The sequence below is a fragment of the Pseudomonas mangiferae genome (assembly GCF_007109405.1).
In the GTDB taxonomy this organism is placed as follows: Bacteria; Pseudomonadota; Gammaproteobacteria; order Pseudomonadales; family Pseudomonadaceae; genus Pseudomonas_T; species Pseudomonas_T mangiferae.
The window spans coordinates 1-12,618 of sequence record NZ_VJOY01000023.1; the positions used below are offsets into that span (position 1 = coordinate 1).

Consider the following 12,618-nt stretch of genomic DNA (forward strand, 5'->3'; position numbering starts at 1 on the left):
GGGTGGGAGTCGGCGTCGGGGTGGGAGTCGGGGTTGGAGTCGGTGAAACACCACATGCCTGGTTGGTGATATTCACCCCAACCAAATCAATACCACCATTGGCATCGATAGCGGCCGTCGTGAAGGAACCGCAGCTCTGGCCACTAAACTTCAAGTCACCGGCCTGAGAGGCCCCATGGACAAACAACAAGGAGGCTGCGACCAAGCCAAATGCAGAACGCTGCGTATTCATACCTAAACCCTCAAATGTCAGTCAAAGCCATCCACTCAACCAATGCAGAAGGCTCACACGCTTTGAAGGATAGGCCACTAGGGAGATCAAAACAACGTTTTGATCCTTTGGTTCAAGGAAATTTGACAGATGACACAAAAAAAGCCCGCTTTCGCGGGCTTTTTTTGTCTTAGCTACTAAACCAGGTCTATTACAGTTCCTGATAGTCGCGGCTAGTGACTGCTTTATGCAGGTAGCTAGCGCTGTAGTTAGACAGCAGACCGCCAACATCACCGTTCTGAATGTTGATGGCGGAGAAGCCAATTGCCGGCAGACCGTTGATAACGGTGGTATCACCACCAATCGGGGTCAGAATGTTACCAGCATTGGTGAAAGCAACTTGCATCCAACCAGTTTGGAAGCTGTTGATCGCCAAGGTAGCGCGAACGTGCTGACCACCCAACAGGTTGCTGTCACCTACGCCCAGAATGTTGGTTTCATGGCAAAGAGCCAGACCCGGAACCGGGGGACGCGGAGAGAACTGATTCTCATCAATGATTGCAGTCTGCTCTTCACGATCCCAGTAGCTGATGCCAATGGCTTCACAAGCGGTGCTGGTAGCCGGATCCCAAGGAGCAGTGAACGGAGCATTGGCAGTGGTGGTGCCAGTGTTAACGTAAGCACGCTTGGTGGGGAAGGTAACTACGAAGTCAGTCTGAGCGTTCAGACCAGCACCAACCGCGTAATCGTTAACCAGATTGGTCTTCATCAGAACCGCACTGACAGCATCGATACCAGTGTTGAAGTTCGAGGTAGTGCCATTCTTGAAGTAGGCAACCGGGTCGCCAGCGTTCAGCGACGGAGCCTCATCACCCGGGTTGGCGTGCTGCTGGATGCCAGACCAGTTGTCCAGCGCAACAGCGTCAGCAGCGATCTCGCTACCGGCATCAACGTTCACCAGAGTAACGGAACCGTACAGACCACCGGTCGGCGGCAGCATGCCAAGTGCAGCGTTGTTACGCCAGAAACCAGTGGAATTCCAAGCAGAGCTCAGAACACCACAGCCGCCCGGCACGCCATTGGTGTGCAGAATCGCGTTACGAGCAGCAATTACGTTCGCATTGTCGCTAGCACGATCAATGATACCCATCTCGATCACTTCGATGTGACCAACACGGGTACGGTCAGCGGTTTTCACGGAGTCAGCAGTGACGCCAGTACGACCGTCGAACAGCACAGTGCTGAAACTTACGCCATCAGCAGGAATAGCGCCAACGGTGCAAGAAGTATCCTGAGTGGTCAACTTGGCGCCGTCAGTGGTCTGAGTAACCACACCGGTCCAAACGTCGAAAGGCGACAGGTACAGGTTGAAGTCGAGAACCTCTTGGGAGTTCATGCCTTCCAGGAAGCGAACCTTGACAGCCTTGTATTCAGCAGTTGTGTTGGTCACATGAATGGTAGAGAAGTTACCGGCTTCAGTGGTGTACACCGGATACAGCAGAACCTGACCCAGGCCTTCCGGGTTGTGGTTCACCGCGTGAGCGGAGGCTGCAGCACCCAGGCTAGCAGCAAGTGCAATTGCCTTCGGCAAAGACTTTTTCATTTGCAGAGATTCCTTTTCAGCTTGTATGTAACGTGTTGAACAGCTTATCGCAGGTTTGCTCACAAAGCGCAGAGCCATGCTATCCAGCACTCCACACCATTGCAAGCCTATGCCAGGAATAATTTACGAGAAATTGCGCGGTTACGTCAATTTCCGCGAAATGGTGCGAGCCTTTGGACACGCACTGTAGTGCTCTGTTCCCTCACCCTCCCGGTGACGGGCAAGCCGCGCAGCAGGGCCTCCAAATAAATCGGGGGCTTAGCCAGCTGGACCTGCATCCAACAGACTAAGCCCCCAACCAACACGCGACATAGAAGCTATCTGCTGCTACTGCTATGGAGCATTGTCAGTATATGTATAACGCGGAAATAAGTACAAGCGGGTGTTTCGGTTTTTTTGTGGAACGCGGGAACCGGCGGTTCGGCCGGCAATCAGTGCAGCGGCTGACGCGACAACAGCCGTTTGAGCCGACGCTGCACTGGATAGGGAATGCGCGCCAGTATTGCTCCCAGCACGGGCCATTCGCGAATACGCATGGCAATCGCGAGAAGCCAGGGCCGGCGCCCCTCAGGCCCGCGGCTGTAGTAGGAACAATGAAACCGGCAAAGTCTTTCCTGGCCGAGCACTGACTGTACTCGCTCGCCCCTGCACGCTTTCGATAGATAGGCCTCCCGGTAGAACGCCGCCGCAGGCTTCTGAGACCACACCGCTCCATCGCGCGAAGCCATCGCGAGCCTCTCGCGTGCAGCCATCAAGACCTCCAGCCAACGTTCCACCGAAACCGGGTGGGCTTCCAGCCACGTCCACGGACGTGCACCCAATCGATCATGGAAGGCCCCCAGGTCGGTGGCGGCAACCGGCAACCCTGCCTCCAGCGCGGCGCTCAGGGTATAACTCCAGGTTTCCGGCCAGTGAACGGGGAACCAGGCGAGATGGGGACGGGCATTAGCGAGGAGCCCAGCCAGGTCTTTATCCTGATAGCGCCCCAACTGCTTGACCTCTCGCCCCAAGGGAATGTGGGCCGAGCCAAGGAGCACGAATTCGAGGGGCCGCCCGCGCCGCCGAGCCAGACGGGCGGCGTCGCGCAGCGTCTCGGCGCCCTTCTCACGCCCCAGCGCACCCAGGCAAAGCACCCGCATGGGTTCGCCTTCCTTTAATAGAGGAGGATGGGGAACAAGATAGGGACCGAAAGCCTCGCGGTCGGGATGGGCGTGCGCCTCAGCAGTGAGCCATGGCAATGCCTGGTTCAGGACACGGCCCGCCTCCGGGCACGGCACGATGCAGCGCTCGGCGCTACGTGCCAATGCCTGCAAGCTGAACGCCAGCACCGGATCGGACTGGTCGTCGGCCTGGCGGGCATCCCGCGTGGCGTCGAAGCGGCCCGCGCGCGTGGTCAGGGTCGGATTGCCACCGACGATGGCATAGTCGTGCAAGGTCAGATCGTGGGGCAGGCCCAGTTGATTCAGCAGCGGCCAGGTCGTCTCCGGAAAGCCTGCCCCATGATGGACGTGGATGCGATCGGTACCGGCGGCATGCACGACCGCCAGCAACGGCTCGCCATCGACTGGCAGATCGAAGCATAGCCGCTCCGGCTGTGCGCTACCGATGGACAGTTCGACCGATCCGCCCTTTTCGCCAGGCCGAAGCACCAGCACCCAGGCAAAGCCCCGCAGGTAATACCGTAGCTCCTGGACATGACGCTCAACGCCCCCCCCCATGCGATGGGTGACCATCAGGATCACCGGCCGCGACGAACCGCGCATCGCCTCCAGCGCCAGGGCCACCCGCGCCGGCCCCGCCGGATCCTGCCGCAGCCAGCGCAGCAGGCCGCCCGGATAATCCGGATAACGCCGATGGATCAACGCTTCCGCCCGCAACCGCCGCGTATCCCCCTCGGTAGCACCGAAGCTCACCTGCCCCTCGTGGTAGACATAGGTGTCGCACGCCAGTAGGTGAAGGAAACCGGCCTGGTACGCCCGCCGGCAGAAATCGGTCTCCTCGCCGTAGCCGCGCCCGAAGGCCGCCACGTCGAACCGCCCCACCGCGGCCAGGCATTCCCTCCTTATATAGAGGCAGAAGCCAACCCCGGTGGGCAGCTCGACCACATGCCCCGGGTTGGCACGCTCGGCCGCCGCATCCAGATGGCCCACGTCCAATGAGGAATCCACCTCGCAGCCTTCGGCGAACGGGACGCTGCAAATGCTGGCGTTGTTGGAAAACGGCGTTACGGTGCCGACCCGCGGCCGGGACTGCGATGCGCCATGCAGTTTGTCCAGCCAGCCCGCAGCCACGCGGGTATCCGCGTTCAACAGGACCACATCCGCGCCTGACCAGCCCGGTTCGTGTTCCACATAGTCCAGCGCGCGATTGACCGCGGACGGGAAGCCCAGGTTGGTCTGGTGCTCGACCAGGGCGAAACGGCCGGCCGTCGCCTGCTCCCGGATCGCCCGAGCCAGGTCTGGATCGGGGCTGGCGTCGTTGACCACCAGTACCCTGCGCCGAACCCGCTTCGGCTCATCGGCGAACACGCTGTCCAGACAGGCCAGGGTCTGCTCGAGCCCCGAATAGACCGGCACGACCACCACGACGACAGGCAGGTTCGAGAACGAGGAATTCGAGGATACCGGCACGCCCCCTCCAGATTCAGACACGGACATCGGCACCTGCCGGGTCCTGCTTTCCACGACCCGCCCAGGCTGCGACGGCAGCCACCCCCGCGGCAAGCTGCAGGAACAGACCGACGCCATACAGCGAGGTGTGCTTTTGCACCTCTATATAGCCATCGCCGAAGACCGAAGAGGCCAGGGCATAGCCGGCATAGAGGCCGCCCAGGCTGGCGAGGGCCAGCGCGCCGCGCGACACTACCGTCAAGCGGTGGCGCCGCACCACCAGCCAAAGCCCCGCCATGCCTCCCACCGCCAGGCTCACCGGGAACACCGCGAGATACAGCAGTTCGGGTAGGCGCACCAGGGAGGACGACAGCGCCGTGCGGCGGGCCAGGCGCTGCGGATCATCGACGAACCCCTGCAACCCTTGGCGATTACCCAGGTAGGTCGGATAGAGCGGCCGTGCTTGACGCAGCCCTTCCACCAGCGGGCGGAAGAAGGTAGCCGGCTGTTGCAGGAACAACCGAAGCAAATCGCCGTAGCCGACCGCATTCAGACCCTCGCACGGGCGGTAACGAGGGCCATCCGGGGCGTACCAGGTTTTCCCTATCAGCTCGCGGCAGTGCTGCGACAGCCCGAGGGTCGCGAGCGCGGCTGTTCTGTCCGGGGCAGCGGGCAATACCGCGCCGAACACAGTATCGATACGATTGGTCTGGCGGAACGTGTCGAGTTGATTGTTCAACGCACTGTTGATGGATAAATAGGCAACAGGGGCGAGCACGCCTGCCAGGACCGCAATCCACGCGGCTCGTCCATGCCCCCCCTTTACAAGCCAGGCGGCATACAGGACCGCGACCAGTGCGGTCAGGAAGGCGTACTGCAGTTTGCTCATGCCCAACCAGGCCAGGGACAGCACCAAGATCGTCGATGTCAGGCGATCGCGTGCGGGTGCTCGCTCGATTCGGCTAGCAATGGCCAAAGCCAGCACCGAGCCCGCACCGACCACCGAGAAATCCGTATAGAGCGTGTTCACATAGCCCAGGTAGATGGGGTCGCCGAAGACCAGCAGAAAAGCAAAGGCGCTGGCGAACTTGAGTGCAGGGCTCATTCGTGTCAGCAGCAACGCGACTGGCAGGATCACCAGCAGCAGCTTGGGCCAAGCGATCCACGCCCAGTCGACCCGATCGCCTACCGAATGGAAGGTCGCTGCAAGGTGAGCGAACAGGTTGTCGCTGGAAAACAGGCACACCTGAGGCAGAGTCTCGCCGTCGTACAGTAGGGACGCCGCAGTGGTTTCGTAGCTGCCCTCATACTTATGCACACCCGGCACCGACTGCCAGAGCCCCATGCAGGCGGACTGGCGGACGAAGTCATAGCTGTTGGCGTAGCCGAACACCGGCCGGGCGAGCACCACGACGGCCATCTTCAGCACGGCGAGCCCGAACAGCAGCCAGGCGGCTGCGTCGAGCAGGCGATGTGAGCGCGTCGTGTCGTGCATGAGCCCTTCTCTCTCCCGTCCGGCGGTTCGGCCAAGCCGAACGGAATGAGCGGCTGGAGCGGGCCACCCCCGTGGACCGCCGCGCATTCTACTGCCAGACGGGTCCTGCCGACAGTCGACGGCATTCCGCCATGCGTTCAGAGCCTCCGGCCTGGCTCGGGACAGCTCACCGCCACGACCGCCAGGTACGGTGGCGCCGAGTGCGGCCAACGAGGGCTGAATGCAGCGCCAGCATGATGTCGAGACCCCAGCAGTGCCAGATAACGGAAAGGCTCCCGATGAACGCTCATCGGATGGGCTCCTCCAGCGCCTGCACCCTGCTCGGCCGGTACCTGTCCATGAGGCACGCGTTCGCGAGAGACCAGGCTGCGCTTCGAGCCCACCGTTCCCACCCGAACTCATCCACCTCGTCCTTTTTGCCCCTGGAACGCAGGTTGCGCGGCGGAAAGGCTGGGCAGCCTTGCCGCCACCCGGTACAGTTCGACCCCAAGCCGTGGCAGAACGCCAGCAACTGCCAGGCCCGCGATCCCCCATCCCACCGGCATCCGTCTATGCAAGGCGCACTTCCTGCCCGGCTCCCCCACATCATGGGCGCCGGCATCCGGGGCTTTCTTTGCCTCGCCCTCCTCCTGCTCGGCCTGTCGACGATGGCCGGGGCGGGAGCCGCGCCCCTGCCGCTGGACGAACGCGCCGAGCCCCTCGACCCCCGCCCCCACATCGAGGTCCTGCGGGACCCGGAGCGCCGGCTGAGCCTGGATGACTTGCTCACCGACCCGCCACCCTTCGCCTCCGCCGCGCCCCGCCCGGACCTGAATTTCGGCTACAGTCACGACGCTTTCTGGCTGCGCCTGGAGGTGCGCTCCACCGCGAAACGGGACGGCGAGTGGCGCCTGGAATTCACCTACCCTTCCCTGGACCGGGTGGACCTGTACATGCCCGGCGTCGAGGGCCTCGTTCACCAGCAGAGCGGCGACACCTTGCCCTACCGGAGTCGCAGCATCGGCCACCGCGAGGCGGTCTTCGCCGTGCCGCTGAAGGCAGGCGAGCAGCGCACCCTGTACGTCCGGGTGGTCTCCGAGGGCAGCCTGACCCTGGATGCCCGGCTCTGGCGGGCCGATGCCTTCCAGCGCCACAGCGAGGCGGGCTACGCCACCCTCGCCTGCTACTTCGGCATGCTCCTGGCCCTGGCCGCCTACAACCTGCTGCTGTTTCTGTCCCTGCGAGAACCCACTTTCATCCTTTATGTGGGCTTCGTCTGCGCGTTCGGTATCGGCACGCTGTCGCTTAACGGGCTCGGTGGCCAGTACCTGTGGCCGGATGCGGTGGGCTGGAGCAACCGCGCCCTGCCCTTCGGGCTGACCCTGGCGAGTGCTGTCTCGGTGCTGTTCGCCCGCGCCTTCCTTGGGACCGCGCGCCATGCGCCGCGCTGGCACCTAGTGCTGACCATAGCCGCGGCGCTGGAGCTGGCGATCACCGTGGCCACCCTGCTGCTGCCAGTACAACTGGCGCTGAAATGCATGTCCATCACCGGCCTGACCAGCACCCTGCTGCTACTCGGCTGCGGGGTGGGCTGCGTGATCAGCCGTGTGCCCGGCGCACGGATCTTCGTGCTGGCCTGGGGCATGCTGCTGCTCGGCGCGGTGCTGCTGGCGCTGCGCAACTTCGACCTGCTGCCCACCACCTTCCTGACCACCAACGCCATGCAGATCGGCTCGGCGCTGGAGATGCTGCTGCTGTCCTTCGGGCTGGCGGCACGCTTCAACGAGCTCAAGCGGCAGAAGGAGCAGGCCCAGGTGCAGGCACTGGCGGCCCAGCAGCAGGTGGTCTGGGCCCTTCGCGAGCAGGAGCGCATCCTCGAGCGGCGAGTGACCGAGCGGACCGAGGCCCTGGCCGATGCCAACGAGCGCCTGCGCGCCCTGGCCCTCAAGGACCCGCTCACCGGGCTGGCCAACCGCGCCGCCCTCAAGCAGCAGCTGGACCTGGCCCTGCGCCGCGCCCAGCGCCGCCAGGAACCCTTGGCATTGATGCTGATCGACCTGGACGGCTTCAAGCCCATCAACGACCGCTACGGCCACGAAGTGGGCGACACCATCCTGCGGGAAGTGGCCGAGCGCCTGCGCTTCTGCGCCCGTGAGACGGACCTGCCGGCGCGCCTGGGTGGCGACGAGTTCGTGCTGGTCTGCGAATCGGTGAAAAACCGCCAGGATGCCCGCATCCTGGCCCAGCGGGTGCTGGAAACCCTGAACCGGCCCAGCGAGGCGGTACCGGGCCAGCTCTGTGTCGGCGCCAGCATCGGCGTGAGCATCGCCCAGGGCGACGACATCGGCGGCGGCGCGCTGACCCGCGCCGCCGACCTCGCCATGTACCGGGCCAAGGCCAGCGGCAGCAACCGGATCTGCCTGGCGGACGAGACCGAATCCCCCCTGGACGATCATCCGCGCTGACCAACCGCGAGGTGACAGGCGGGCGAACATCAAGCGAATCGCCACCAGAACGTTCACTCCGATGCTCCCAGAGACCGGGCTTCTTCGAGCGTGTCCGCGTGGTGCTAGGCGCGACGGCCTGCACGCAGGTGGCGTAGCCCCTCCAGCACCAGCAGCGCCACCGCCAGCCAGATCGGCACGTAGGTGGGCCACTCGTGGGGCGCGATGGTTTCCCCCATCGCCAGGGCGACCCCCACCAGCAGCACCGGCTCCACGTAACCCAGCAGCCCGAACAGACCAAAGGGCAGCGTCCGGCTGGCGAGGATGTAGCAGACCAGTGCCGAGGCGCTGATCATCCCCAGCAGCGGCACCAGCCCATACAGCGCCGGGCGGGCCACGAACACCTCGCCCAGGGACCCGCCCGCCAACAGCGCGCCCACGGCGAGCGGCGCCATCAGCAGCATGTCGAACCACAGCCCGCCCAGGTGATCCGCGCCCAGGCGGCGGCGCAGGACGAAATAGATCGGGTAGCCTACGGCCACCAGCAGGGTCTCCCAGGACAGGTTGCCCACCCGCAGGAAGGCATGGGCGACCCCGAGCGCCGCACAGCAGGCGGCCACGGTCTGCAGCCGCGACAGGCGCTCCCCGTAGAACACCCGTCCGGTCAGGATCATGGTCAGCGGCAGCAGGAAATAGCCCAGGGATACGTGCAACCCGCGGCCATGCAGGGGCGCCCAGAGGAACAGCCAGAGCTGCATCGCGATCAGTGCCGACAACGTCAGCAGGCCGACCAGCAACAGTGGCCGTCGCACCACCCGGGCCGCCAGCTCGCGCGCCAGCCGCCAATCGCCGCTGTAGACCATGAACAGGGTGACGCAGGGGAAGGTCAGTACCATCCGCCAGCCGAACACCTGTTCGCCGCTCAGCGGCGCGAGGAACTGGGTGAGGTAATACATGACGCCGAACAGCACCGAGGCGCTCACCGACAACACCACGCCCTTGGACACGACCGCCTCACCCTGCGAAAAAAGAGGTCGCAGTGTAGTGGCTCCCTGCCGCTTGGCGCGACAGGGAAAGAGGGAAAGCGGCAAGGTGCAAACCGCTGCCCGACCGCTTCCGCTCGCTAGGGGCGCTGCCGGTCCACTCGAAAGCGTCCTGACAAGGATGGGAAGCAGGCCATTGGGGCTGGCTTTGCCGTTTCGTCGGCCCGACGGGATAAGGCAACGGGCACAGCCTTCCAGGGCGAGCTTGTGGCCCGCTCCGTTTCCCAGACCTATGGGAACGCTACCAGCGGTGGACCCGGCCTTCGATCCATCTCCGGATATGCGCAAGGGCCACACAACCAGCGCCCGAATGGCATCAGCGGCGATCGGCTCATCCGTGCATGGTTGGACACGCGTCTTCTCCGCATCCCTGCCGGCCTGGAATACCCGCTGATGCCCTCGTACGAGGCGACACGAGCCACTGGCGATACGCGCGCCTTACACCCACGGTTGATCCCCACCCATACGGGGAATACAGGCTGTCCATACCGGCAAATCGGCTCACCCCCCTATACGCGGTGAATATGCCGTCGAGGTGTCGACCGAGAACGGCGGCAACGCGTCATCCTATATCCGCGAGGAAACGATTCCAGCACGTAGCGGAGTCTGACCCCCATCCAGCCACCTGAAACCCTGCCGACGAAAACCCGCCTGCCGCTTCCCACACGTGGCTCAGGGAACCGTCACCCCCAGCCCCTCGGCCAGGCGTGCCAGGCTGCCGTCATCACGCAGGGCGGTGAGGGCCTGGTCGAGGGTGGCGCGCAGGGCGTCGTGCTCGGCATCGCGGGGGAAGGCGAAGTAGCCGTCCTGGGCGTCGATGGGCGGAGCGATGGGGACGATGCGGCCCTGCAGGCCGAGGGCACGCAGGTCGAGGTCGGTGTGGCGGGCGTTGGCCGCCAGCAGGTCGATACGGCCGGCGCCCAGCATGCGCAGGCCATTGGTGACGTTCTCCACCGGGCTCGGGTCCAGGGCCGCGCTTTCGCTGCGGAAGCGGTCGCCGTAGGTCCAGCCTCGCACCAGGGCGACGCGCAGCCCGGCCAGGCGCCGGTAGTCTCCCTGCCAGTCCGGGAGCCGGTCGGTACGGCCGTAGAACTGGATGACGTCACGATAGAACGGCAGCCGGGAGAACCCCCAGCGCTGGCGGCGCTCCGGCGTGGCATAGGGGCCGATGAGGATGTCCGCCTCGCCATTGCTCACCATGCGCTGGGCGCGGGACCAGGGATAGAGCAGGAAGCGCACCCGGTCGCCCCGGGCCTGCAGCACCCGCTCGAGCACGGCGGGCCCCAGGCCAGTGAAACCACCGCGACCGTCCTCTTCGAAGATACGTGGGAACGCGGCCCCGACGGCAATCCACTCCCGGGCCTGAACCGGTCCCAGCAGGACCAGTGCCATCAGGGTTGCCACTATCTTCCCACGCCTCATGGTCTCCCCTGCGCATTCGAATGGACTGCTCGAAGCATCGTCGTTTCGGGCCGTTTCGCACTGCCGTTCATCCGGCCACAGCCTGGCTGACCCCTGCTTTAAGCGCTTCGCCGCTGGCTTTTCTCTGAAAGCGCCGGAATTACGTACGCCAGAAAAACGCCTTTCCCGAGAAGACTTTGCACGATCGTCTATCGATGGACGGTAGTGAACTTAGTACGCTCGCTCAGAAAACAATCTAATTCGGTATTTTTTTGACGCCAAAACTACGACGAGCGGTGCTTAATTTTTAGCCAGCAATGCACGATAAAGCCCCCGCAAACGCCCTGTTGCGGGGCTCACGGGCCAGAAGCCCACTCTTTTTCATTGCTGTCGTGTCACTGGCTGGAACGCCAAGTAATTGCTTACTGACTCGAGGATGAGATGTGCCCCGACTGAGATCCAACCCTGGAGAACCAGTCATGATCGATTTGTCCACCTGGAACCTGTCCATTCCCGTCGGTGTTCCCGCCACCACCATTTCCACCCCTATGCTGGTGGGTGGCTTCCAGGACTACTACTTTCGCGCCAATACCAGCACCGGCACCGTGGTCTTCTGGGCCCCGGTCACCGGCAGCACCACCCAGAGCGCTGTGTACCCGCGCGCCGAGTTGCGAGAAACCTTCGCCAACGGTGGGCTGAAGAACTGGACCTACCCCAGCGCGGACAACTACCTGTCGGCCGACCTGATGGTCAACCAGGTGCCCTCCAGCGGCAAGGTGGTGGTCGGGCAGATCCACGCCTACAACAGCGACAAGCCGATGTTGAAGCTGGAATTCCAGTACAAGCCGAAGACTCAGACGGCCAACCTGGTGGCAAAGATCCGCTTCACCCCGTACGACGCTGAGGGCCAGGTCTACACCCTGCTCAGCGGCATTCGTCTCGACCAGCGCTTCAGCTACACCCTGAACCTGACTCCCACCGGTAAGCTGAACATCGTGCTCAACGACAAGGCCTGGAGCACCCAGCTGTCCACCCTCTGGGCGCCCAAGCCGCTGTACTTCAAGGCCGGCGTCTACATCCAGGACAACACCGGGTACGCCAGCGAAGCCGGTGCCGCCACCTTCGACCGCCTGAGCATCGAGCACCGCGCCCTGTAGGCGCGGCTTCCGAAACGCAACCGGGGCTCGCACCGCCCTTCACAGGCGGCACCGTCGCCCACGCGGTCGGTTCGCCGTCCACGACGCAGCCCCAAGGCCACGGCGTTCGAGGAGACGGAGCAACCGCCTCAGCGCCCCTGGAGGTCGCGCCAGGTGAGGTAGAGACGGGTGTCGAATTCGTACTGGTGGTAACCCGGCAGCATGTGTTCGCAGAGCTGGTAGAACGCCTTGTTGTGCGCCAGCTCCTTCAGGTGTGCCAGCTCGTGGACGACGATCATCCGCAGGAACTGCGGAGCGGCCTCCTTGAACAGCGCGGCGATGCGGATTTCCTTCTTGGCCTTGAGCCGCCCGCCCTGCACCCGCGACACCGCGGTGTGCAGGCCCAAGGCCCGTTTCGCCGTGTCCAGGGTGCCGTCGTAGAGCACCTTGTCCAGCATCGGGGCATTGCGCAGGTGGGCCTGCTTGAGCCCGGCGGCGTAGGTATAGAGGGCCTTGTCGTTTTGCACATCGTGCCGCTCGGGATAGCGCTGGGCGAGATAGTCGCCCAGGCGGCCGTCGTCGATCAGGCGGCGGACCTGGTCGAGCGTGGCGGGCGGGTAGCCGGACAGGTAGGTGAGCGGGGACATGGAACGTGGCCGGGGAACGGGCACGCAGTGTACCCGAAGGCCCGCGGGCG

The 12,618-nt window shown here is 64.1% G+C and carries 9 protein-coding genes; 2 read left to right on the plus strand and 7 right to left on the minus strand.

What is annotated here, in order from left to right; all coding sequences use genetic code 11:
• The 4 genes from FM069_RS21740 to wsfD all read right to left on the minus strand — a co-directional run.
• The coding region (locus FM069_RS21740) for a hypothetical protein (RefSeq protein ID WP_218570321.1) at window positions 1–232 on the minus strand (232 nt) is incomplete at its 3' end.
• A 190-nt stretch (window positions 233–422) separates the two neighbouring features.
• On the minus strand, window positions 423–1,814 hold the full coding sequence (locus FM069_RS20075) for a hypothetical protein (protein ID WP_143490184.1): 1,392 nt from the start codon (window positions 1,812–1,814) through the stop codon (window positions 423–425).
• 431 nt (window positions 1,815–2,245) lie between these two features.
• Window positions 2,246–4,444 carry a glycosyltransferase gene (locus FM069_RS20080; RefSeq protein WP_178106869.1) on the minus strand — a complete coding sequence of 733 codons (2,199 nt, stop codon included), beginning with the start codon at window positions 4,442–4,444 and terminating at the stop codon, window positions 2,246–2,248.
• 13 nt (window positions 4,445–4,457) lie between these two features.
• A complete protein-coding gene (gene wsfD / locus FM069_RS20085; protein WP_143490186.1) occupies window positions 4,458–5,918 on the minus strand; it encodes a glycan biosynthesis hexose transferase WsfD in 1,461 nt (486 codons plus the stop codon).
• Between the two features lie 551 nt (window positions 5,919–6,469).
• On the opposite strand from wsfD, the gene FM069_RS20090 reads away from it, so the two are divergent.
• Entirely contained in the window at window positions 6,470–8,362 is a 1,893-nt protein-coding gene (locus FM069_RS20090; protein WP_178106871.1) for a diguanylate cyclase, read from the plus strand.
• A 104-nt stretch (window positions 8,363–8,466) separates the two neighbouring features.
• Here FM069_RS20090 and rarD read toward each other — a convergent pair whose 3' ends face one another.
• Both rarD and FM069_RS20100 read right to left on the minus strand, forming a co-directional pair.
• Window positions 8,467–9,348 (minus strand): EamA family transporter RarD, encoded by an 882-nt coding sequence (gene rarD / locus FM069_RS20095; RefSeq protein WP_143490187.1) that lies wholly within the window; start codon window positions 9,346–9,348, stop codon window positions 8,467–8,469.
• A 708-nt stretch (window positions 9,349–10,056) separates the two neighbouring features.
• Window positions 10,057–10,776, minus strand: a complete 720-nt coding sequence (locus FM069_RS20100; RefSeq protein WP_178106873.1) for a substrate-binding periplasmic protein — start codon at window positions 10,774–10,776, stop codon at window positions 10,057–10,059.
• A gap of 488 nt (window positions 10,777–11,264) precedes the next feature.
• Between FM069_RS20100 and FM069_RS20105 the strand changes: the two genes are divergently transcribed.
• On the plus strand, window positions 11,265–11,942 hold the full coding sequence (locus tag FM069_RS20105; protein ID WP_143490189.1) for a polysaccharide lyase family 7 protein: 678 nt from the start codon (window positions 11,265–11,267) through the stop codon (window positions 11,940–11,942).
• Between the two features lie 128 nt (window positions 11,943–12,070).
• On the opposite strand, the gene FM069_RS20110 is transcribed toward FM069_RS20105, so the two are convergent.
• A complete protein-coding gene (locus FM069_RS20110; RefSeq protein ID WP_143490190.1) occupies window positions 12,071–12,568 on the minus strand; it encodes a M48 metallopeptidase family protein in 498 nt (165 codons plus the stop codon).
• Window positions 12,569–12,618: the final 50 nt, after the last annotated feature.

Excerpts from the sequence above, each read along its gene's own strand:
- FM069_RS20075 (WP_143490184.1), bottom strand. The coding sequence starts at position 1,814 with ATGAAAAAGTCTTTGCCGAAGGCAATTGCACTTGCTGCTAGCCTGGGT.
- wsfD (WP_143490186.1), bottom strand. The coding sequence starts at position 5,918 with ATGCACGACACGACGCGCTCACATCGCCTGCTCGACGCAGCCGCCTGG.
- FM069_RS20090 (WP_178106871.1), top strand. The coding sequence starts at position 6,470 with ATGCAAGGCGCACTTCCTGCCCGGCTCCCCCACATCATGGGCGCCGGC.
- FM069_RS20100 (WP_178106873.1), bottom strand. The coding sequence starts at position 10,776 with ATGGCACTGGTCCTGCTGGGACCGGTTCAGGCCCGGGAGTGGATTGCC.
- FM069_RS20105 (WP_143490189.1), top strand. The coding sequence starts at position 11,265 with ATGATCGATTTGTCCACCTGGAACCTGTCCATTCCCGTCGGTGTTCCC.
- FM069_RS20110 (WP_143490190.1), bottom strand. The coding sequence starts at position 12,568 with ATGTCCCCGCTCACCTACCTGTCCGGCTACCCGCCCGCCACGCTCGAC.